A 20065-nucleotide genomic window follows, 5' to 3' on the forward strand; every position below is an offset into this window, starting at 1 on the left:
GGCCGAGTGGTGGCCTTTCGTGCTTCGGCCATCTCTGGTTCCTCCTTGCGGAACATGCTCTCGGATGTCTCCTCGCGGAAACCACGGAGTTCTGCGACGCGGGCTGTCGCCGCGCCGGTTCACTTGCTCTCCCCGGCCCAGCGGGCGTCCTCGGCGTCCCACGCCTCGTTGCGCTGACGCACCTGCGTGAGCGCGTTCTCGGCGGCGGCGACGGAGGGATACGGGCCCATGGTGTACCTGGCGGCGCACACGTCGGCCTCGGTCTCGACCCGGTTGTGCCGCGTGCACCAGAAGTACTGCCCGTTACGTCCGCTGTCGTTCATGGCATAACTGTGCACCGCGCAACGGGCGGAACGCTACCGTTTCGCCCAAAAAGCCAGGAGGTTCTCCACAATAGACCCGGTCAATGGCGGCCGGTGGGCATTTGGACAACTGCGCCCGGCAACGGAAATCCCTTATCGGGTAACCGATCCGCGCCGGACGATGGCGTTCGCGCGGGGCGGGGGGAGCCGTTCGGTGGCCGGAAAAAAAATCCGCCCCGGTGACGTCTCCCGGGACGGATTCGCCACCTGCTTCCGGTCAGTAGGACTGCAGCTCGACCAGGTTGCCGGCCGGGTCGCGCAGGTGGGCGGCGCGCGTCGTCGGACCCCAGTCCGGCAGGTCGCGGGCCGGGGCGACCAGGTCGGCCCCGTGCCGTACGCAGAGGTCGACCGCGGCGTCCACGTCGCGTACCCGGAAGACCAGGACGGCCGCGTCGGGCCGCGCGGTCGGCGCGGCGCCGGCCCCGGGCCCGGCGGGCCCGTCCATGCCGATCCGGGCGAGCAGCGCGAGCCGGGTCTCGTCCCCGACGTCCCAACTGGCGTACGGCCCGGAACCGTCGCCGCGGGCCCGGATCGCCCCGGCCAACTCCGGCAGTACGGCGTCGTAGAAGTCGAAGCTCGCGGCGAAGTCGTCGACCAGCAACCGCGGGTACGGGGCGTCCATCGGCTCTCCAGAATTAGTTGGTGCACACCCACGATGGGTGGGACCTACTATAGGGCGATGGGCCGTGAACCGCCGTCCCCGGCTGCCGACCTCGACCTACCCCCGCGACTGCTCGGGATCACCACCTTCCTGCTGTCGACGGTGGGCCGGCGGGCCCGGCGCCGACTCGGCGAGCGGCTGACCGGCCACGGCATCCGGCTGTGGCACGTCGCCGTGCTCAGCGCGCTCGCCGACTTCGGCCCGGCCAACCAACGCGACCTCGGCCGGCGGCTCGGCATCGACCCGAGCGACCTGGTCGGCGTCCTGGACGACCTGGAGTCCGCCGGGCGGCTGTCCCGCCGCCGCGACCCGGCCGACCGGCGCCGGTACGTGGTGTCGGTGACCCCGGTCGGACGGGCGGCCCTGGACGCGGCCACCCGCGAGGCGGACGCGGTGCACGACGAGGTGCTGGCCCCACTCACCCCCGCCGAACGCCGCCAACTGCACGCCCTGCTGCTGCGGGTGCTGACCCGGGGCTGATCGGGCGCGACCCGCTCGGCCGGCGGTGGTGTCCGACGGTGGCGCTATGGTCGGCCGCATGCCCGCTCACCGCCTGTCCCGGGACGAGGCCCGCCGGATCGCGGTCCAGGCGCAGTTGCTCGCCGCGCCGCGACCGACCGACCTGGTCGCCGTCGTCGAGCGGCTGACCCACCTGCAGATCGACCCGACGGCGGCGGTCGCGCCCAGCGCCGACCTGGTGCTGTGGAGCCGGCTCGGTCCGGCGTACGACCCGGCGGCGCTGACCCGGGCCGTCGAGACGGACCGCACCCTGGTCGAGACGGTCGCCTACATCCGGCATCCGCGCGACCTGGCCGCCGTGCTCGCCGAGGTCCGCGAGGCCCCGGCCCACCCGTCGGTCCAGCAGTGGCTGGACCGCAACGAGCCGTTCCGTCGGGACATCCTGACGCTGCTGGCGGCGAAGGGCCCGCTGCTGTCCCGGGACATCCCCGACACCAGCGTGGTGCCCTGGCCGTCGACCGGCTGGACCAACAACCGCAACGTCACCAAGATGCTGGAGGCGATGGCGCTGCGCGGGCAGGTGGCGATCTCCGGCCGCAAGGGTCGCCAGCGCTACTGGGACGTGCCGCACCGGGTGCACCCGGCCGACCTGCCGCTGCTCGACCTGGACACGGCGGTCCGGCTGCGCGACGAGCGCCGGCTCGCCGCGCTCGGCATCGCCCGGTCCGCCGGCACCCAACTGCCCGGCGAGTCACCGTTCGTCGGCGACGCCGGCGAGGAGGCCGTAGTCGAGGGCACGCCGGGCACCTGGCGGGTCGACCCGGCGTATTTGGGCCTGCCGTTCGAGGGCCGCACCGCGCTGCTGTCACCGTTCGACCGGCTGATCCACGACCGGGTCCGCGCCGAGCAGCTCTTCGACTTCGAGTACGTCCTGGAGATGTACAAGCCGAAGGCCAAGCGCCGGTGGGGCTACTACGCGCTGCCGGTCCTGCACGGCGACCGGCTCGTCGGCAAACTCGACGCGGCGGCCGACCGGAAAGCGGGGAAGCTGGTCGTCACGGCGATCCACTGGGACGTACCGGTTGACGGTGACGTGGTGGACGCGGTGCGCGCGGAGATCGACGACCTGGCGGCGTGGCTCGGCCTGGAGGTCGTCGAGGTCTGACGGTCGGCAGGGCCTGACAGGCCGGCACGGGCCTTCCGTCGCACGGGCCTCGGTCACGGCGCGTGACGCGGCTGGTGGCGGACCCGATTTCGGCCCTACATCAAAGACGTTGTAGCTACTACGAATCTGATGTAGCACCGAAATCGACATCGACCTTCTTACCTCACGGCGTGCGGGACCGGCCGCATGAGCAGCGGATGTGCTCGTCCAGTTCGGCGGCGAAGCGGTGGCGCAGGTCGTGGCCCAGCGCGTAGCCCATGGCTTGGAGGCTTCGTGCAGCCGGCGGCCGGGCAGCGAATGCGGCCAACGGCTCACCGTATCGTCCGAGCGCACGCGCGACAGTAGCGAACTCCTGGTCCGGACTGAGCTGCAGCAGTTCGGCACTGCGCCACAGCAGCGCGAGGACGATTACGACATCGCGGGGATCGTCCTGGGTGGCCATCAGCGCCGCCGCGCGGAGCCCTGCCCTCAGGTAGCGCGGCGTACCCTGGCTCACGGCGAGTCCGGCCGCTCGTTGCACATACGGACCCAGTACCGTCTCTCCCACGGCTGTCAACGAGCGAGTAGCCGCCTCGACCGCCGCCCCGTCACTCAGTGCCTCGACAAGAGCAGTGATCCGCTCATCCCGATCTGAAGGCATCGGCCTCCGCAGGTACTCCTCACGCGGCCGGAAGCGCACCACTTCGCCGATATCAGCGGATTTCGTCATCGCGGCACCTTTAAGCCGAAAGAGCTCGCACCCTCCTCCAAGCCTGTTCGAATTCTACCGACGATATCTCCTCAACCTTGAATTCCGAGTGGGCGGCAATCTCTTCAGCAGTCGGGAACGGAACGTCGGATAGCCCAATAGTTTCAGTTTCCCGAGTCTCATCGGCCCAATCGGCGGCGCCATCGCGAAAGAACTCCACCTTCCGCGCCTCGTAGCCACCATCGTCCAGCTCACTCAAGTAAAGCACTGGCTCATTGTCAAAGTCGTGCTGCCAGGAAACCTTGACGTACCTCACCTAAATCCTTCCCGACCTAACAATGCGTCCAGTAACATCAAGCGGCCCGTCGTTCAGAATGTAGAATACCCCTGACCTACCTTTCCGCACGTCAAGGCCCGTAACGTCGATCTCAACGTAATGCGTTAACCGCCCCTTGGCCAATGGGTTACGCATCAAGAGCCTGGCAAGCCTTGCTGAAATGTTTTTTACCGGTTGCACGTCGGTGAAGTATTGTCCGTCCCCATACCGAGCATCACGCGGGTTATTAGCCTTTAGCGACGGCCACAACTCCTGAGATTCGAGGATTCCATCGTGTCCCTTGAGGTCAGTGTAGTGGTAGAGCGTCCGGCAGTTATGTACGAGGACCGGCTCGTCGCCGGCGAGCACATGGTACGTGTGGAGGTTGGCGATGGTGAGGTTGTAGACGGTGGCGTGTTGGGGGTGGGCGTGGACGCCGGCGACCTTGACCAGGCGGCCGTCGGAGGTCTTCAGCCACTGGCCCTGCCGTAGCTCGACCGCGTCGATCCACCGGCCGCCCGGCGTCGCGGCCTGGCCGTCGTCGTCGACCCAGAACGGGTGCCCGTCGGTGGCCGTGACTCGCTCACCGTCCGCGGTGTCGATCTCAGGTACGGGTACGTGAGCACCGCGGTGAAAACGACCGCCACGACGAGCAGCAGCCACGCCTTCCGTCTCCGCACGATCCGGTCCTCCCCCGTTTGTCAAGCGCCACGGTTTCGTGCGCGCTGCCTCAGGATCGCGGGGTGGGGGCGCGCGGTCGTCCGTCCGGGAGCAGCCTTGGCGGTACGCAATTCGGCGTACCCGCAGGTGTTATCGGTCGGGCAGCCCCATGCCCGGCCGAAGTTTCGACGCGGTGCGCAGAACTATCGACCAACATCGAAGTAATGGCTACCCTCTGACCAGATGACTCTCGATGTGAGGAGACGTCTTGTCACGTCGAACCGGCCGGCCCTCATACCTGGTTCCTCCGCCCACGCCCCGTCCCCGGCAACGCCGGATCGCCCTGGCCGGCGGGGTCGTGGCACTGATGCTCGTCGCCGGCCTGGTGGGCGGGTGGATCGGTCACGCGGTCTCCCAGCCGAGTCAGTTCGACCAGCGCGTCGCGGAGATACGGCAGGCCGACGCCAGACGTGACGTCCAGCAGATCATCGAGCTGACCGAGGTGGCCCGCAAGACACGGGAGCAGCTGCTCCCGATCCTGCGCGGCATCGAGAGCGACGCGGCAGCCGGGCGGGCGCCGGACGGCACCCGCGCCCGGCAGTGGCAGCAGACCATGCGCCAGCTCACCGAGCAGTTCGCCCATCCGCCGTCGGGTTCCACCGCCACCAACGTCGCCCGTGGCGGCCTCAAGAGCGCCGTCGAACAGGCTGCCGTGGCGGTGGACGCCGCCGCACTGGCGGCCGGAAGTCCCGCGGCCGCGCGTACGGACCTGATGGCGCTGGTCCGGCGACAGGCGTCCCTTGCCGCCACCACGTGGTCGGTGGCGGCGGCCCAGCTCGATCAGATCAATGTCGATGCCGGGCAGGGACACCAGCACGTGTACCTGGAGACGGACCAGGCGGAAGGGGCCCTCGCACCGGACGGCGCACCGGAGGGCTCCGGCCGCTGAGCCGCAGCCGTGACCGAGGCTACGGCCCGGTGGGCGACGGACGAGTCGCCCCGTACGCCGGCTCCGGCTGTCGACTATTCAGACCGGAAGAAGGCAAACCCGGCCTTTGCGGCTTCGTCGCCCGCCCGGCCGACCTTCGACCGGTCGACCGGACGCGGGTATCCGGGAATGGAGCGCGGATCACTACGGGTATGCGCGATCTGCTCCTCGGTCAGGTTGTCGATGGCTAGGGCGCCTTCGTCGAGGACGGCGGTTCCCGCCACGTTCGCCTCGCTGAGGTTCGCCCCCAGGAGGTCTGCCCGATGAAGCTCCGCCGATGCCAGGTTGGAGGCCGTGAAATTGGCATGCCACAAACGCGCATGCCTCAGGTCGGCTCGCACCAGACTGGCGCCCTCGAAATCGACAGCCGTGAGATGCGCGGAGCGAAGCCTCGCTCCGACGAGCCGGGCGCCCTGCAGTTGGGCTTGCCGCGCATCGACCTGCTGCAGGTTGGCCCAGGCGAGATCCGCCCTCCGCAGTTCGGCCATCCGAAGGTCAGCGAATCGCAGGTCCGCCTGATAAAGCTCCGCCTCGTCCAGCAGGGTTTTCCGCAGGTCCGCCGACGACAGGTCCGACTCGGCAAGGTTCGCCGACCGCAGGTCGGAGCCGCTCAGGTTGGCCCTGGCCAGTCGCGCCTTGGACAGGCTCGCTCCCCGCAGGCAAATTCCCGCCAAGTTGATAGAGACACCCTCTTTTCGCGTCGGCCTGCGCCCGATCGCGGCAAGCGCGGCAGCCACGTCACTCTCCGGCTTCCCGACCGCCGCCCCCGGGGCGCCCCGCCCGGCTTCCGCCTGCGGAGACCTTTCCCGAACGAAGGCCGCAAGGAGTTCCACGATGGCTTCATGGTCCTTGGACGACTCGCGCATCAGGTGCTCCAGCGCGTAAATTCCCCCCAGCCGCTCCGTGATCTGATTCGAAGCGAGCTGACCCGTCGCCTTGGTAAACCTGTCCGTCAGCTGTCCCCGCCGGCTGAGAAAGAAGGTCTGGCCGGTAAAACCGAGACCGACCACGGCAAAGATTCCGGCGAGCGTCGCCAACAGGATCTGCCGGCTCGCGTTGATGGATGCCGCCCGCGCCGCATCCGCGGGTGTTGCCCAGGATGCGACGGGTCCGAGCAAGAAAATCAGCAGGCCGATCACAGAAAATGCGACCAAAAGTGCGGCCGCCACCGACCAGAACCTCTTCTTTTCCAGATTCACGGATCCCCTCTCGCCCGCTGACAGCCGGTCGGCTCGACTTGTCAAGAGAGCATCCTCTCAGGCCCGGGTACGTGCGCACCGCGGTGAGAGAGCCCCCGTCGCGGACGCCCGGGTCAGCGCTCCGACGCGGACGCCCACTCGGCCAGCAGCGGACGGCGCCACGGTCACGGCGCCGAAGACCAACGACTGCCCGGCCGTCAGGCGGTCCAGGGCACGGCGGACGAGCGGTCCGGCGAACGCGGCGTCCAACGATTCGGCCAGCGTGGGGAACCGGGGCAGCTCGTCGCCGATCCGCCGGGACAGCGTACGTACGAGACCGCCGACCGGGGCGGCGGGATCGTACGCATTCTTTGAAGGGGGGGCGGGACGGCTCGCGGGCCGGATGCGGGCGACAGGCCCGCGGAAGGGGGTCATCGATCGCACGTCGGGTGCGTTCTTCACTGGCCGGCATCAGGTGGGTGTAGACGCGGAGGGTAAAGCCGGGGTCGGCGTGGCCGAGGTAGGAGGCGAGGGCACTGATGCTCTCCCCCGCGTCGAGCAACGCCGCGGCGTAGAAGCCGATCGCCGGACCCCCTATCTGCGCGACCTCTAAGCTAAGGGTGGCGCCGCAGGTGCGCTGGTTCAGCTGGCGTCCGGCGCAATCACCTGTCGCTACCCCAAGCGGGGGGCGAATGGCCTGTAGCTGTCGACGCATTCGCATCGTGCCAACCCCGGATGGTGATCGGGAAGAGCGTCCCGACAGCCGTCGAAACGGCCACCGGGACGCCCTGATGACGGTTCAGTTATTGGAGAACGACCACAGAAACTCGTAGTACATTGAAATGTGGTCGTATTTGACACCGCCAAAAACAGATTTTTTACCCGACTCGGACCAGTCGAAGTTACACCTGGCCCAGGTGCCATTGCCATGAGGGTTTCGACAGTATCGACGCCCGATGCCTTTTTCAGAGTCGATTATCCCCATCGCCGCGTTCCCGTCGGCTTTGCCGTCCAGGACGTAGACGTAGTCACCGTCGTACTTGACGCAGACTCGTGTGGATGCTGGGCCCGTCATGCACACGCCCTCCGCCGCTCCGACTTCGACGCCGGTCTGGCAGGGGTAGACCCCACACAGGTAGTACCAATCCTCAGCGGCGCTGGCCGGCGTCGGCGCGGCAAACACCACGACCACCGTGGTCACGAAAGCGAGGACGCCGCCAACCGCCCGCCGAAATCGCGCGAGTCCCTCCAGAACTGTCGGCATGTACCTCAAAACCTCCATACTCTCTGAATCTGGGTCGGAAGTGTGATGATCATCTCATCAGTCGGACGTTGCCGTCAACCTTGGACAGTGGACTTGGGCTCATGCGTCTCGATGCATGGTTTCCGACGGATCACGAGGCGCCGGACCGGGTGGCGGTGGGATCTGGTCGATGCCGCTTAACCTCCCGGATCGACAGCAGACGGAATGCCCACCGATCGCCACCTCTGTGGCCCCTCCGGCATGACGGGCACCGAGAGCGTCTACCGGCGCCAACGGCGGCCGGTGCTCCTGAGCGCGCTACGTCGGGACGCCGGATTTGAACCGATGACCCTCTGATCACCACAGTCCAGGGCTTGTGCTCCCGCTCTCTGTCAATCTTGACGAGCCCGACCAAGCCCAACTCCCCCAGACGCGCCAGCAGCTCCGGCACCCGCTCGTCCCACCCCACCCAGGGATTGGATCACAGAGGCCGTTACGGAAGCCGTCGCCCCGGTGTGCGTAGTGGTCGGGGCTTCCGGCTGCCGCGCCAGTCCAACCCCGGGACTGGCTTACCACCGTGTCACCGGCTCGCGGCATTAGCTCCACCGCCAGGACGTGCCCGACCCACTCCCCCACGATCACCCCCGTCGGCGAGGACCAAGCCGCCACCGAGCCCACCAAAGCATCGTCGTAGGCGAGATCAGCTGATCGGGTAGTCGGGGTTCCCGGGCCGTCTCTGGGCCGTCTGGGCCGTCGGTGGGCCGTCAAACGCCGCCCAATGTTGACCAAGAACGACCATCGACGCCCGAACATAGAACCAGCTCAGAGCCTTGATTACGGCTCTGAGCTGGTGGGCGACGGACGAGTCGACCTGTACGCCGGATTTTGTGCGCGGCGCGCACCGTTGCCGGTGCGGGCCGGCGGCGGCCATCCATCTCGGCCTGCCGTTGCCGACAGGCTCCAGCGGCCTACCCGCAGACATCGGGCGGGCAGCCCTCAAGCGTCTGCGCGAGCCGGCAACTGTGCGGTGCCGACTCTTTCTTGGCCTTGCTCCGGGTGGGGTTTACCGAGCCACCCCGGTCACCCGGGGTGCTGGTGGGCTCTTACCCCACCGTTTCACCCTTACCGGACCACATGGGCCCGGCGGTTTGTTTTCTGTGGCACTGTCCCGCGGGTCGCCCCGGGTTGCCGTTAGCAACCACCCTGCCCTGTGGAGTCCGGACGTTCCTCGGCGGCGGGCCCGAGGGCCCACCGACGCGACCGCCCGGTCGACTCGTCCGTCGCGCCACCAAGTCTACGTGCTGCCCCGCACCGACGATCCCACGCCCCGACGCACGGCACCACGCTAAGGAATACGTCTGGCGTCTGCCGAGACGGCGGCCACACGGGGGTTGATCTCAAGCTGGCTTCAGGTTCGATGCTCGGTTTCAGCGACACGGGAGCAGGACCTGAAGGGCGTGGTGAGGATGCGGGTGATCGAGGTGGCGAGGTTCGGTGGGCCGGAGGTGCTGGTGCCGGTGGAGGTGCCCGATCCGCGGCCGGGTCCGGGTGAGGTGGTGATCGACGTGGCGGTCGCGGACACGCTCTGGGTGGAGACGATGATCCGCCAGGGGCGGGGCGCGCCGTACTTTCCGGTCCGGCCGCCGTACCGGCCGGGGGTGGGGGTGGCGGGCACGGTGGCGGTGGTGGGGGCGGGGGTCGACGCGGGGCTGGTGGGGCGGCTGGTGGTCAGTCGGACCGGCGAGCACGGCGGGTACGTCGAGCGGGCGTTGGTGCCGGCAGGCGGGCTGATCGACGTACCGGATGGGGTGTCGGCGCGGAACGCGGCGGCGCTGTTGCATGACGGGACGACCGGCGCGGGCCTGGTCGACCTGGTGGGGGTGGTGGCCGGGGAGCGGGTGCTGGTGACGGCGGCGGGCGGTGGGCTGGGTGCGGTGCTGGTGCAGCTCGCGGCCGCGGCCGGCGGGCGGGTGGTCGCGGCGGCGCGCGGCGCGGGCAAGCTGGCGCGGCTGCGCGAGCTGGGCGCGGAGGTCACGGTGGACTACGCGGATCCGGACTGGGCCCGGCGGGTACGCGACGCGGTCGGCGGGGTGGAGGTGGTGTTCGACGGCGCGGGCGGCGACTACGGGCGGGCAGCCTACGGGCTGGTGATCGACGGGGGGCGGTTCTCGGCACACGGTACGCCCGGCGGCTCGTTCGCCGTGCCGGACGCGGCCGACGCGGACCGGCGCGGCATCACCGTGGTCGGGATCGGGGACGTGCGGTTCCCTCCGGAGCGGGCCCGGCGGTACGCGGAGCGGGCGCTGGCCGAGGCGGCGGCGGGTCGGGTCCGGCCGCTGGTGGGGCAGACGTTCCCGCTGGAGCGGGTGGCCGAGGCGCACGCGGCCATCGAGGGCCGCGCGGTAATCGGCAAGACCCTGCTGACGGTCGGCTGAACCAGCCTCGGGTCGCGACGCGGACCGGGACACCGCGACCGACGGCAGGCCGGCGAGCCCCGGGAGGTCCGTCCGGCGGGGCGGTCCGGGAGGGACTAACCTCGGCGGGATCATGGAGTTGAGTCAGGGGTTGTTGCTGGTCGCCGCCGGACTGGCCGCGGGCACGGTGAACGCGGTGGCCGGCGGGGGTTCGCTGATCTCGTTCCCGGCGTTGATCGCGATCGGGTTACCGCCGGTGCCGGCGAACGTGAGCAACTCCGTCGCGGTGTTTCCCGGGTACGCGTCCAGCGTGTTGGGCAGCCGGGCGGACCTGCCGCCGTGGGGGCGGTTGTGGCCGCTGCTGCCGACGACGGTGCTGGGCACGGCGGCCGGGTGCGCGCTGCTGCTGCTCACCCCGGCCCGGGCGTTCGAGTTGGTGGTGCCGTTCCTGGTGCTCGGGGCGACGGCGGTGCTGGCGTTCCAGAACCAGCTCCGCCGGCTGGTGGGCCACCCCCGGGACCTGAGCCCGCGCCGCCGGACGGTCTATCTGCAGACGATGGTCGGGGTCGGCACGGTGTACGGCGGGTACTTCGGTGCCGCGCTCGGGGTGATGCTGGTGGCCGGGCTGGCGCTGGTGCTGGACGAGACGCTGGCCCGGGTGAGCGCGGTGAAGAACCTGATCTCGGCGGTGCTGGGGTTGACCACGCTGGTCGGGTTCGCGCTGTTCGGGCCGCTGGACTGGGCGGCCGTGCTGGTGCTCGCCCCGGCCACCATTGTCGGCGGGTACGGCGGCGCGCTGCTGGTCCGCCGGTTGCCGCCGGCCGTGCTGAAGGTGGTGATCGTCGTCTTCGGCACGACGATCGGCCTGTTCCTGCTCTACCGCGCCTACCGCTACAGATCTTGAATGGTCAGGTTGTGTCGAGTTCGAGGGTCATTCCGGTGTGGGTGAGTAACCCGTCGAGCAGGTCGTTGCGGTGCTGGATGCTCTTGAGGCGGTTTTTGATGATCGCGAGGAGCTGATCGACGCCGGTCACGGCGAGGTTGCCGGCATCGATCCCGAGTTCTCCCCGTGCCTCCCGGCGGGCGGCCTGCACGGGGTGCTCGTCCGGCTCGACGTGGCCACTTCCCGTCCTGACCACCGCAGCATGGCGAGCCGCGACATGAGCTGCCATACCAACGGTGGTGCGAAGCACGAGTCGGTGGCTACTCCGGCGGCTGTTCAGCGAGGAGGCGCGGCGCTCAGACCCGAAGGACACAAGATCCCTACAAGTCAGTCTCTAGGGATTCAGGGGATTGCCGGGCGAGTGGTCGCCGAGGCTGGTGAGCAGTTTGCGCAGTAGTCCGGCGAGTTGTTCCTGGTCACCGCCGCTCAGTTCTTTGAGCAACTGCGCCTCCAGGTCGACATGGGCGACGACGACTTCGTCGATCAGGTCCCGGCCGCGCTCGGTCAGAGTGATCAGCACGCTGCGCCGGTTGGCGGGATCGACCTCGCGGGTCACCAGGCCTCTGGCAACGAGGCGGTCGATCCGATTGGTGATCGCTCCGGAGGTGACCATCGCCGACTCGACCAACTGCCCCGCAGTGAGCTGATACGGAGGCCCGGACCGGCGCAGCGTGCCCAGTACGTCGAATTCCCATAGCTGCAGGTCATGCGCGGCGAAGTTGGCGCGAAGCTCACGCTCGAGTAGCCGGCAGGCGCGCTGGATCCGGGCCACCACGCCCATCGGCGTGGGGTCGATGTCGGGCCGCTCGATCCGCCACTGATTCAGCCGCCAGTCGACGTTGTCCTCCACCAGCCTGCCACCTCCAGAATCTCTCAACGTGAAACTGTTTGACGCCAGCGTAACAGATGGCTACCCTCGCCAACGTTGAACATTTCAACGTTAAGGAGTTTCCATGACGCAGGCCCCGAGCCGGCCGGACGCGGGCACCGCGTCCGTGCCCGGCAGCACCCTGGGACTGACCGCGCTGACCGCGACCGCGCCGATCAGCTGGGGCACCACGTATCTGGTCACCACCGAGTTCCTCCCACCCGGTCACCCGTTGGTGTCCACTGTGATCCGCGCGCTGCCGGCGGGGCTGATCCTGCTCGCCGTCACGCGCAACCTGCCGCGCGGTCAGTGGCTGTGGCGCTCGCTGCTGCTCGGCACCCTCAACATCGGCGCGTTCAACGCGCTACTGTTCGTCGCCGCCTATCGATTGCCGGGCGGCGTCGCGGCGACCCTCGTCGCCGTCCAGCCGTTGTTCGTCGCCGGCCTGGCGTACCTGCTGCTCGGTGAGGAGCCCACGCGCTGGCGGGTCGGCTGGGGCCTGGTCGGCGTCATGGGCGTCGGCTTGATCGTCCTGCGCGGCCAGATCTCCTTCGACCTGATCGGCGTCCTGGCCGGCATTGTGGCTGCCGGCGTGATGGCCGGCGGGGTCGTCCTGACCAAACGTTGGGGACGTCCGGCGGGCGCTGGCGCAGCGACCATCGCCGGCTGGCAGCTCACCCTCGGCGGTCTCGTGCTCGTCCCGCTCGCGCTCGGGTTCGAGGGACTTCCGTCCGCACTGGATCACCGTGCGATCGGCGGCTACGCGTGGCTGTCGGTTGTGGGTGCCCTGCTTTCGTACGTGGCCTGGTTCCACGGCATCGGCAAGCTGCCCGTGGTCGCCATGTCGTTCCTCGCCCTGCTCTCACCCGTGGTCGCCACGATCCTGGGCTGGCTGTTCCTCAATGAGTCGCTGACGCCCTGGCAGGGCCTCGGGTTCGCCCTCGCGCTGACCACCATCGCCGCCGCGCAATTCACCCCGGACGCCGTCCGCAACCTGGCCCGCATCCCCGCTACCACCAAAGGAGCATGAACGTGTCGCGCACCGTGCTGATCACCGGAGCCACCGGAACCGTGTCCACCGCACTGCTGAAGGCGCTGAAGGGCGCCGACGTGAACCTTCGCGCTCTCGTCCGCGACGAGCCCAAAGCCGACGGCCTACGCCAGCAGGGCGTCGAGGTCGTCATCGGTGACCTCGATGACGCTCGGTCACTGCCTCCCGCCTTCAAGGGCGTGCAGGACACCTGGCTGCTCACCCCGAACGGCCCGCGCGCCCCAGAGCACAACATGAACGCCGTGTGGGCCGCACGCCAGGCCGGTGTGGAACGCATCGTTCGCTTGTCCGTCGTCGGCGCGGCACACGACGCGCCGAACCGCAGCGGCAGGCTGCACGCGCTGTCCGACCGGGAGACCGAACGGTGCGGCATGCGCTGGACGGTCCTGCGCCCGCACTGGTTCATGCAGAACCTGCTGAACGAGGCGGGCGACATCGCCGCCACCAGCACGTTCATGCTGAACATGGCCTCGGCACGGATCGGCATGATCGACGTACGCGACATCGCCGAGTGCGCTGCCCGCGTGCTCCTCGACGACCCGGATCGCCACCACGGACAGACGTACACCCTCACCGGCCCGCGCTCGCTGACCTTTGACGAGGTCGCCGACCAATTGAAACTCGCTCTCGACCAGCCCGTCACATACCTGCCGGTCAGCGACGACACCAAGCGCAAGACACTGCTCGGCTACGGCGTCCCGACATGGATCGTCGACATGCTCGAGGAGTACGCGCAGGCGTATGCCTCCGGCTGGGGAGACCTCACCACCGATACGGTCGCCGACCTTCTCGGCCGCCCCCCGCGCGACATCGTCGACTTCGTCCGCGACCACGCCGCAGCGTTCACCTCGGCCGACGACAGCTGAAACCGATCGAGCCCCCACAGCCGATTCCAGCGCGGCCCCGCCACCGTCCCCACAGGTTGCGGGGCCGCATTCGGTGAACGTCCGCTTCTGCCGCCGTCCGGGCGCCTCGGCCCTTGGGAGTGAGATCTCCTGGTGGCGCTGCCTGCTGGCTTTTCCGCCACTCGACACCTCAGTACGTATGCCGCCGCTCGTTGCGCTGGTCTTGCTGGCCTCCGGCGGGGGCGATCAGCGAACGGAGACCAAGATCGGGTCGCCCGCGACAGACCTACACCGGCTACGCCGAGCGGGACTACGTCCCCGCCGACCAGCGCTGACCCCGGTCCGAGGACGAAGGCCGCCGACCCCGCGAGGGGTCGGCGGCCTTTTCGCGTAACGGCGCGAGGCCGCACCGGGCGACATTGACGTCGCCCGCACCGGTGGCGAGGATGGGCGGCAGGGGGCCGCTATGGCGAACATCGACGTGGACCAGCTCAAGAGGGTGCTGTCGGTGGAGAAGACCCGGGCCGCCGCCGACGCCGGCCGGCTGCGGTCCGTGAACCGGGCGCTGCGGCGGGTGCGGCCGGGACCGGACTTTCGAGGCGCGCCACCGGCGGGCGCTGGAGCGGGCGTTCCGCACCGAGATGCCGGACGCGGCCCGGTATCTCGTTGAGGCCGAGGAGACCTTAATCCAACTGCGTTGTATTCGCGTTCATGGCTCGTCCGCAATCACGGTGAGTCACACGGAGCATGGCGCTGGCGGCGAGATCGGCATCCACGATCATCGTCTGATGACGCGACGGGCGATCTGGATGCCGTACTGACCGTGAGGGGCGTCCGGACGACTGGCGTGCCATGTCAGCGGCAGATCCGGACGCACAGCTGGCGACGTCAAAGACGCTCCCGTCAGACGGCTCCGGGTGATCGGTCGGCGGTGGGCTGCGACGTGGAGCCCTGCACGAGCTTCATCGACACGAGTTCGGTAAATCCGGCGCGTCGCGCGAAGCGCACTTTCCGACGCTTGTACACCGTGAAGCCGAGCTTGGCGTAGAGGCCGAGGGCGGGTGCGTTGGTGTCCTTGATGTCCTCGAGCACGTACTCGCTATATCCGGGCAACGCCAGCAGGTGACGCAGCAACGTGGTCGCGACGCCGCGACCCTGATAAGCCGGCTCGGTGGCGACGAACCCGATCTCGGCGAGCCCGGGCCGGGCGCCGTCGAAGGGACGCATGAACCATCTCCGGATCACCACGTAGCCGAGCAGCCCGTGCGCCAGCCCGAGATGACGCCGGATCTCCCGCCAGCGCGGCGCGAACAGCGTCTGGTCGCCCTCGGTGAGCGAGGCGAGGCCGGCGGGCTCCCCGTCCACGAGCGCGATGTAGAACCGTTCGAGCAGCAGCATGTGCTCGAACGCGTCGGCCAACTTGCCGGTGTCGCGCGAGAACGCGACGAAGTCCGCTGCGAAGCTGCGCACGTAGACCTCGGTGATGCGGCGCCGGTATCCCTCGCCGAGTTCGTCTCCCCGCTCGACCACGACCATCGTCCCGACCATCCCCGTCCACTCCACGCGTCACGCACCCGTGCGGGTTCAACCATATCCACCGGCACGCACGCTGAAGCGCCCGAGGTTTGATATCGCGACCCCGCATCTGGCTTCCCTCTGTGTCAAGGCATCGCCGGGATCGGGGTTCTAAGCTGGGTGGCGGCGGGTCCGGGAAGTGACTTCTCCGAAGAGCCGGCTTGGGGACGCGAGCTGGTCACGCTGGAGTCAGTGGCGTCGATGGGTGCGGTGCCGTTCCAGGAGGCGAAGTGGGCCCGGTTGGGGAAGCGGGTGATGCCGCCGACCTCGACCAGCAGCCGGGCAGCGCCGGAGGGTCCGATGCCGTGCAGGTCCATCAGCGTGGTGCCGGTGGAAGCGACCAGGTCCTTCAGTTCCTTGTCGGCTTCCTTGGAGTGTCGGTAGACCCGTTCGAGGTCGCTGATCAGCTCCGCGGCGACCCGGCGTCGGGCCTTACCGACCGCGTCCCGAGGCCGGACCGTGGCCAGCAAGGCCTTGGCCTGGGCGGCGGACAGGCTCTTCTTCGCTCCACCTGGGATGAGCTCGAGTAGCAGTTGGTGCAGCTGAGAGACCAGCCGGCGAGGTCGTTGAGTGCGCGAACGACCGATGCCGCTGCGGCACCTTCACCCGGTCAGTGGCGGCGAGCCCTCCGGAACCCGTCCGCGGCGGACCATCCCGCGAGCGCGATCGTGCCGGCCACCAGACACGCCGCGATCACCCGCTGCGCGTCGAGATCGATGTCGATGAACTCAACGAACGAGGGGTCGAAGAGCCGTCCGGTCACCGTCAGGCCGATGATCGCCCCCGCCCACACGGTCGTGATCACGGCGTTCAGGATGGCGGCACCGATCGTCCACCGCCCGAGCGTCCGAGCCCGCGCCGTCACAAGTGCTCCTGCGACGATCAGCACAATGCCGAGGATCAGGCTCCACGGCCACAGCACCGAGTCGAGCACCGACATCTGCCCGACACCCCGGACATCCCACGGGACGCTGATAAAGACGAGCCCGACCACCGCCAGAACCACCGCGACGATCCCCGCCACTCGCTCGGAGCGGCCGGACGGCTTCCCCTCGTTCGGATCACGGACCGGGAGAGAGTCGACCGTCCACGGTCCCTTCGGCGCATCGGCTCGGTCCAGCTTGATGTAGGTAAGCGTGGTGATGGTGAAGATCCAAGCTCCCACGGTGAGCGTGGTGCCGACCACCGGCCCGACGATGCCCCAGAAGGGTCTGCCCTCGACGGCGAGGCCGATCGCTACCCCGAGCGCCACGGGCGGCAGTGCGCTCCAGAGGATGATCTGCAGGATCCGCCGCCACGTGGGGTACCACCGAGGGCCGAGGAGGTGAAGGGGTCGGGCGGCGTAGCCGGCGGCGAGGACGTCGGGGTCGCCGTGCCCGTTCAGCACCGCCTTCTCGGCGGCGGCCGGCTCCTCGCCCCGTTCGATGCGATCGTCGATCTGGTCGCGGATCGACGATCGCAACTCGTCGGCGTAGTCCTCGCGCTGGTCGATCGGCAGCATTCTCGTCGCCGCCTCGACGTAACGGTCGGTGTAGTCGTCGTTGGTGATCGGTTCGGAGGTCATCTCGGTTCTCTCTCGGTCAGGCAGCTAGCGCGTCGATGGCTTGAGTCAGTGCGCGCCAGTCGGAGGTCAGAGTGTCGGCGAGGCGATCCCCGGCCTTGGAGGTGCGGTAGAACTTGCGGGGCCGGGCCTCGTCGGTGTCCCACTCGCTGGTCAGGTAGCCCTGCTTCTCAAGCCGGCGCAGGAGGGGGTACAGCGTGCTCGCGTCGGTCTCGAAACCGCGCGCGGCTAGGTCCTCGAGCAGCCCGTAGCCGTATCCGGGCGTTCGCAGGATCCGCAGACACGCGAGCACCACGGTGCCGCGCCGCAGCTCCTGCCGGTGCGTCTCGAATCCCTCCGTGTCGCTCATGTCGATCACAATAGTGTGAGTCACACACTATTGCAACCGGCGCCAATAATGCGGAGGGTAAGTCGGCAGTACGGACGCCGGGACCGATCGCCCAACTCGCCCACCGACAGCCTGCCTCCTACGTCGCCTTCGACGTCCTGACCACCGCCGGCCAAGACGTCCGGCCGCGCCCGTTCACCGAGCGGCGAAAACTCCTCGAGCAGCTCGCCACCGAGTGGGTCCCGCCGCTCAACCTCTTCCCACCACCACCGACCTCGACGTGGCCCGCCAATGGTTCGACGACATGGCCGTCGCCGGCAAAGAGGGCCCCGTCATCAAAGACGCCGCGCAGCCCTACCGCGGCGGCCGCCGGGACTGGATCAAGGTCAAACGCCGCGACACCCTCGACGTCATCTGCGCGGCCGGCATCGGCCCCCTCGAGCAACCCCGCGCGGACACGACTTCGAAAGGCGCCGAACACCGCCACCGCGTCCTGGGCGATCGTGGCCAGCGTTAACCGGTCAGCGGATGCCGCGGGCAATCCGCCTCGCTTCTGCAGTTTTTCGCGGCGTGTCGCTCGTCGCCTCCGTCGACTGGCCACGCGAGGCCGGCAGCGTTGCCGGCCGGCCTCACGGCCCGCCGCCCCCGGTGCGAGTCGGGGGTGGCGGGCCGCCGCGGCCTCAGACGACCTCGCCGATCGGCTCCTCCGGGGCGCCCTCGGCGGCGCGGGCCGCGCGGTTCCAGCGTGCCCAGAGGACGCGCTCGCCGTAGCCGGCGGCCATCACGTGCGCGGACGCGAGGTAGACCAGCACGCCGACGGCGAGCACCGCGAAGCCGACCCAGAACGGCAGCGTCAGGGACGTCTCGGCGAGCTTGCCGGCGATGATCGGTGCCGGCGCGGCGGCGCCCCAACGGACCAGGTTGAACGCGCCGGTGGCCACCCGCCGGTCGGCCGAGCCGAGGCCCAGCGCGAGGTCGGTGAGGTTGGCGTTGGCCAGGCCCATGCACAGGCCGGCGAGCACCAGCACGACCAGCGACTCGGCGGTGCCGGTCGAGGTGGCGAAGAGCACCATGCAGACCAGCAGGCCGGCGATCGCGATGCCGACGGTCTGCACCGCGCCGATCCGGTGGGCCAGCCGGTGGCCGATCAGCAGGATGCCGGCGGCCAGGCCGAGGCCCCACCCGGTGAAGGCCAACCCCAGCGGTACGACGTCCAGCTTGAGGAAGAGCGGCGTGTAGCCGAGCACCACGAAGAAGACGAAGTTGTACGCGGCGGTGACCACGCACAACGCGATGAAGGCCGGCCGGCGGTAGGTGGCGAAGATCTGGCCTACCCGGACCGGTGGCTGCTTGCTGGCCGGCTCGCGCAGCTTGCGGGCGGCCACGCCGAGGGCGAGCACCATGAACACGCCGCAGACGAAGAACGGCAGCCGCCAGCTCACCTCGCCGAGCAGGCCGCCGATCAGCGGGCCGACCGCGAAGCCCAGGCCCAGCGCGGTCTCGAACAGGCCGACCACCCACTCGCGGTCGTTGGCCAGGTTGACCAGCACCACCATGGCGGTGGCGAAGAACATCGCGTTGCCCAGCCCCCAGACGCCACGCAGCACCGACAGTTGGACGATGTCGCCGCTGAACGAGGCCAGGATGGCCGCCGCGCCGACCACCGAGACCCCGGTGATCAGGACCGGCTTGAAGCCGAATTTCCCGCTGGCCAGGGTGGCCGGGATCATGCCGACGGCCATCACCGCGATGTACGCGGTGAACAGCAGCTCGACCTGCCAGGCGGTGACCCCGATGGCGGCGCCGATGGCCGGCAGGATCGGGTCGACCACGGCGATGCCGGCGATCGCGAGGAAGGCCACCAGGGTGGTGGCGTAGATGGCACTGCGGTTGGGTTCGGTGGACCGATCCACGTCCGCGCCTCCAGAATTTAGCTGTATGATACAGGTAATTTTCCTGTATCATACAGCTATGTCTGCCGACGACGAAACGATCCTGGGTGTGATCGAGACCGAAGTGGCCCTTCTCATGCGGTTGGGCGAGGCCACCCGCCGCGGCACGCCGGGCATCGCCAGCACCGGCCGCCCCGCTCGGGCGGCCGAGCACCGGGCGCTGGACCGCGCGGCGTACGTGATCCTGCGGCACCTGGACCGGGTCGGGCCGCAGAACGTCTCCGCCCTGGCGGCCCGGCTCAACCTGGACGGCTCGACGGTGACCCGGCAGGTCACCGCCATGCAGCGGGACGGCCTGATCACCCGCGAGCCGGACCCGCGCGACGGGCGCGGCACGATGGTCTCCCCCACCGCCGCCGGCCTGTCCCGGATGACCGCCGTCCGGGCCGCCCGCACCCGCCTCTACGCCGACATCCTGGCCGACTGGCCCGCCCCCGACCGCACCCACCTAGCCGCCCTCCTGACCCGCCTGAACAACTCCCTAAACACCCACGTCCAACGCCCCCGCTGACCGGAAGCCGGCGCGATCATGGCGCGAACGTGCCCTCGGAAGGGCCAGCTCACGCCAAGATCCCCTCGGTGCCGCGTGGCGTCGTGCGTCTCGTCGGTGGCGGGGTGGGGTGGCCGGTGGGTTCGGCGGACACGGCCTGCGGTCCGGGCCGCGCGGCCCTCCCGCCAGGTCATGATCAAAAAGTCTTGGACAAGTAGCGTTCGGTGCGAACAGAAAGTGTCCAAGATAGACAGTGGACGGCGTCGAACGGTGCTTCCGGCGGGCGTACAGAAAGATTCACCGGCCGAGGGAGGCGGA

At 69.1% G+C, this 20065-nt stretch carries 23 protein-coding genes, 1 other RNA gene and 1 pseudogene; 9 read left to right on the forward strand and 16 right to left on the reverse strand.

Annotation, left to right across the window (positions count from 1 at the left end):
• Nucleotides 1-119: 119 nt before the first annotated feature.
• Nucleotides 120-323: a hypothetical protein gene (locus ACFOX0_RS06610; protein WP_377542763.1), complete on the reverse strand. Its 204-nt coding sequence runs from the start codon at nt 321-323 to the stop codon at nt 120-122.
• Between the two features lie 256 nt (nt 324-579).
• Nucleotides 580-984, reverse strand: a complete 405-nt coding sequence (locus ACFOX0_RS06615) for a VOC family protein (protein WP_377542765.1) — start codon at nt 982-984, stop codon at nt 580-582.
• Nucleotides 985-1041: 57 nt separating this feature from the next.
• On the opposite strand from ACFOX0_RS06615, the gene ACFOX0_RS06620 reads away from it, so the two are divergent.
• Both ACFOX0_RS06620 and ACFOX0_RS06625 read left to right on the forward strand, forming a co-directional pair.
• Nucleotides 1042-1503, forward strand: a complete 462-nt coding sequence (locus ACFOX0_RS06620; protein ID WP_377542768.1) for a MarR family winged helix-turn-helix transcriptional regulator — start codon at nt 1042-1044, stop codon at nt 1501-1503.
• Between the two features lie 58 nt (nt 1504-1561).
• Nucleotides 1562-2647: a DNA glycosylase AlkZ-like family protein gene (locus ACFOX0_RS06625; RefSeq protein ID WP_377542770.1), complete on the forward strand. Its 1086-nt coding sequence runs from the start codon at nt 1562-1564 to the stop codon at nt 2645-2647.
• Nucleotides 2648-2810: 163 nt separating this feature from the next.
• Here ACFOX0_RS06625 and ACFOX0_RS06630 read toward each other — a convergent pair whose 3' ends face one another.
• From ACFOX0_RS06630 to ACFOX0_RS06640, 3 genes are read right to left on the reverse strand one after another with little or no spacing between them, the layout of a single operon-like run.
• Nucleotides 2811-3356: a hypothetical protein gene (locus tag ACFOX0_RS06630; protein WP_377542772.1), complete on the reverse strand. Its 546-nt coding sequence runs from the start codon at nt 3354-3356 to the stop codon at nt 2811-2813.
• 10 nt (nt 3357-3366) lie between these two features.
• Nucleotides 3367-3651: a DUF6881 domain-containing protein gene (locus ACFOX0_RS06635; protein ID WP_377542773.1), complete on the reverse strand. Its 285-nt coding sequence runs from the start codon at nt 3649-3651 to the stop codon at nt 3367-3369.
• On the reverse strand, nt 3652-4314 hold the full coding sequence (locus ACFOX0_RS06640) for an HYD1 signature containing ADP-ribosyltransferase family protein (protein WP_377542775.1): 663 nt from the start codon (nt 4312-4314) through the stop codon (nt 3652-3654).
• Nucleotides 4315-4579: 265 nt separating this feature from the next.
• On the opposite strand from ACFOX0_RS06640, the gene ACFOX0_RS06645 reads away from it, so the two are divergent.
• Complete coding sequence (locus tag ACFOX0_RS06645) at nt 4580-5260, forward strand: hypothetical protein (RefSeq protein ID WP_377542777.1); 681 nt, start codon at nt 4580-4582, stop codon at nt 5258-5260.
• A gap of 74 nt (nt 5261-5334) precedes the next feature.
• On the opposite strand, the gene ACFOX0_RS06650 is transcribed toward ACFOX0_RS06645, so the two are convergent.
• The 4 genes and pseudogenes from ACFOX0_RS06650 to rnpB all read right to left on the reverse strand — a co-directional run bounded on the left by ACFOX0_RS06650 (nt 5335) and on the right by rnpB (nt 8996).
• Nucleotides 5335-6498 carry a pentapeptide repeat-containing protein gene (locus ACFOX0_RS06650; RefSeq protein ID WP_377542780.1) on the reverse strand — a complete coding sequence of 388 codons (1164 nt, stop codon included), beginning with the start codon at nt 6496-6498 and terminating at the stop codon, nt 5335-5337.
• 409 nt (nt 6499-6907) lie between these two features.
• A pseudogene (locus tag ACFOX0_RS34345) lies at nt 6908-7054 on the reverse strand (site-specific integrase); the annotation flags it as partial.
• A 222-nt stretch (nt 7055-7276) separates the two neighbouring features.
• Complete coding sequence (locus tag ACFOX0_RS06655; protein WP_377542782.1) at nt 7277-7741, reverse strand: hypothetical protein; 465 nt, start codon at nt 7739-7741, stop codon at nt 7277-7279.
• Nucleotides 7742-8578: 837 nt separating this feature from the next.
• An RNA gene (gene rnpB / locus ACFOX0_RS06660) (RNase P RNA component class A) lies at nt 8579-8996 on the reverse strand.
• Nucleotides 8997-9186: 190 nt separating this feature from the next.
• Between rnpB and ACFOX0_RS06665 the strand changes: the two genes are divergently transcribed.
• A complete protein-coding gene (locus tag ACFOX0_RS06665; RefSeq protein ID WP_377543105.1) occupies nt 9187-10155 on the forward strand; it encodes a zinc-binding dehydrogenase in 969 nt (322 codons plus the stop codon).
• Between the two features lie 112 nt (nt 10156-10267).
• Nucleotides 10268-11038: a sulfite exporter TauE/SafE family protein gene (locus tag ACFOX0_RS06670; RefSeq protein ID WP_377542784.1), complete on the forward strand. Its 771-nt coding sequence runs from the start codon at nt 10268-10270 to the stop codon at nt 11036-11038.
• A 4-nt stretch (nt 11039-11042) separates the two neighbouring features.
• On the opposite strand, the gene ACFOX0_RS06675 is transcribed toward ACFOX0_RS06670, so the two are convergent.
• Together ACFOX0_RS06675 and ACFOX0_RS06680 are read right to left on the reverse strand one after the other, a co-directional pair.
• Nucleotides 11043-11327, reverse strand: a complete 285-nt coding sequence (locus ACFOX0_RS06675; protein ID WP_377542786.1) for an NUDIX hydrolase — start codon at nt 11325-11327, stop codon at nt 11043-11045.
• A gap of 84 nt (nt 11328-11411) precedes the next feature.
• Nucleotides 11412-11927, reverse strand: coding sequence for a MarR family winged helix-turn-helix transcriptional regulator (locus ACFOX0_RS06680; protein ID WP_377542787.1), 516 nt, complete (start codon nt 11925-11927; stop codon nt 11412-11414).
• 103 nt (nt 11928-12030) lie between these two features.
• Here ACFOX0_RS06680 and ACFOX0_RS06685 point away from each other — a divergent pair, with 103 nt between their 5' ends.
• Both ACFOX0_RS06685 and ACFOX0_RS06690 read left to right on the forward strand, forming a co-directional pair.
• A complete protein-coding gene (locus ACFOX0_RS06685) occupies nt 12031-12975 on the forward strand; it encodes an EamA family transporter (RefSeq protein ID WP_377542788.1) in 945 nt (314 codons plus the stop codon).
• 2 nt (nt 12976-12977) lie between these two features.
• Nucleotides 12978-13862, forward strand: a complete 885-nt coding sequence (locus ACFOX0_RS06690; RefSeq protein ID WP_377542789.1) for an SDR family oxidoreductase — start codon at nt 12978-12980, stop codon at nt 13860-13862.
• Nucleotides 13863-14744: 882 nt separating this feature from the next.
• On the opposite strand, the gene ACFOX0_RS06695 is transcribed toward ACFOX0_RS06690, so the two are convergent.
• From ACFOX0_RS06695 to ACFOX0_RS06710, 4 genes are all read right to left on the reverse strand, one after another.
• Entirely contained in the window at nt 14745-15377 is a 633-nt protein-coding gene (locus ACFOX0_RS06695) for a GNAT family N-acetyltransferase (protein WP_377542790.1), read from the reverse strand.
• A gap of 125 nt (nt 15378-15502) precedes the next feature.
• On the reverse strand, nt 15503-15886 hold the full coding sequence (locus ACFOX0_RS06700; RefSeq protein ID WP_377542791.1) for a transposase: 384 nt from the start codon (nt 15884-15886) through the stop codon (nt 15503-15505).
• Between the two features lie 140 nt (nt 15887-16026).
• Nucleotides 16027-16917, reverse strand: coding sequence for a hypothetical protein (locus ACFOX0_RS06705; RefSeq protein WP_377542792.1), 891 nt, complete (start codon nt 16915-16917; stop codon nt 16027-16029).
• A 79-nt stretch (nt 16918-16996) separates the two neighbouring features.
• Nucleotides 16997-17326 (reverse strand): PadR family transcriptional regulator, encoded by a 330-nt coding sequence (locus ACFOX0_RS06710; RefSeq protein ID WP_377542793.1) that lies wholly within the window; start codon nt 17324-17326, stop codon nt 16997-16999.
• Nucleotides 17327-17585: 259 nt separating this feature from the next.
• Here ACFOX0_RS06710 and ACFOX0_RS06715 point away from each other — a divergent pair, with 259 nt between their 5' ends.
• Nucleotides 17586-17822: a hypothetical protein gene (locus ACFOX0_RS06715; RefSeq protein ID WP_377542794.1), complete on the forward strand. Its 237-nt coding sequence runs from the start codon at nt 17586-17588 to the stop codon at nt 17820-17822.
• 163 nt (nt 17823-17985) lie between these two features.
• Here the strand turns inward: ACFOX0_RS06715 and ACFOX0_RS06720 are convergent, their stop codons facing one another.
• Nucleotides 17986-19218, reverse strand: coding sequence for an MFS transporter (locus ACFOX0_RS06720; RefSeq protein ID WP_377542795.1), 1233 nt, complete (start codon nt 19216-19218; stop codon nt 17986-17988).
• A 58-nt stretch (nt 19219-19276) separates the two neighbouring features.
• Between ACFOX0_RS06720 and ACFOX0_RS06725 the strand changes: the two genes are divergently transcribed.
• Complete coding sequence (locus tag ACFOX0_RS06725) at nt 19277-19768, forward strand: MarR family winged helix-turn-helix transcriptional regulator (RefSeq protein ID WP_377542796.1); 492 nt, start codon at nt 19277-19279, stop codon at nt 19766-19768.
• Nucleotides 19769-20065: the final 297 nt, after the last annotated feature.

The organism is Micromonospora zhanjiangensis (assembly GCF_042650605.1).
Lineage (GTDB): Bacteria > Actinomycetota > Actinomycetes > Mycobacteriales > Micromonosporaceae > Micromonospora_J > Micromonospora_J zhanjiangensis.

Excerpts from the sequence above, each read along its gene's own strand:
- ACFOX0_RS06725 (WP_377542796.1), top strand. The coding sequence starts at position 19,277 with ATGTCTGCCGACGACGAAACGATCCTGGGTGTGATCGAGACCGAAGTG.
- ACFOX0_RS06695 (WP_377542790.1), bottom strand. The coding sequence starts at position 15,377 with ATGGTCGTGGTCGAGCGGGGAGACGAACTCGGCGAGGGATACCGGCGC.
- ACFOX0_RS06625 (WP_377542770.1), top strand. The coding sequence starts at position 1,562 with ATGCCCGCTCACCGCCTGTCCCGGGACGAGGCCCGCCGGATCGCGGTC.
- ACFOX0_RS06710 (WP_377542793.1), bottom strand. The coding sequence starts at position 17,326 with ATGAGCGACACGGAGGGATTCGAGACGCACCGGCAGGAGCTGCGGCGC.
- ACFOX0_RS06615 (WP_377542765.1), bottom strand. The coding sequence starts at position 984 with ATGGACGCCCCGTACCCGCGGTTGCTGGTCGACGACTTCGCCGCGAGC.
- ACFOX0_RS06670 (WP_377542784.1), top strand. The coding sequence starts at position 10,268 with ATGGAGTTGAGTCAGGGGTTGTTGCTGGTCGCCGCCGGACTGGCCGCG.
- ACFOX0_RS06620 (WP_377542768.1), top strand. The coding sequence starts at position 1,042 with ATGGGCCGTGAACCGCCGTCCCCGGCTGCCGACCTCGACCTACCCCCG.
- ACFOX0_RS06665 (WP_377543105.1), top strand. The coding sequence starts at position 9,187 with ATGCGGGTGATCGAGGTGGCGAGGTTCGGTGGGCCGGAGGTGCTGGTG.
- ACFOX0_RS06630 (WP_377542772.1), bottom strand. The coding sequence starts at position 3,356 with ATGACGAAATCCGCTGATATCGGCGAAGTGGTGCGCTTCCGGCCGCGT.
- ACFOX0_RS06705 (WP_377542792.1), bottom strand. The coding sequence starts at position 16,917 with ATGCTGCCGATCGACCAGCGCGAGGACTACGCCGACGAGTTGCGATCG.
- ACFOX0_RS06610 (WP_377542763.1), bottom strand. The coding sequence starts at position 323 with ATGAACGACAGCGGACGTAACGGGCAGTACTTCTGGTGCACGCGGCAC.
- ACFOX0_RS06685 (WP_377542788.1), top strand. The coding sequence starts at position 12,031 with ATGACGCAGGCCCCGAGCCGGCCGGACGCGGGCACCGCGTCCGTGCCC.
- ACFOX0_RS06655 (WP_377542782.1), bottom strand. The coding sequence starts at position 7,741 with ATGCCGACAGTTCTGGAGGGACTCGCGCGATTTCGGCGGGCGGTTGGC.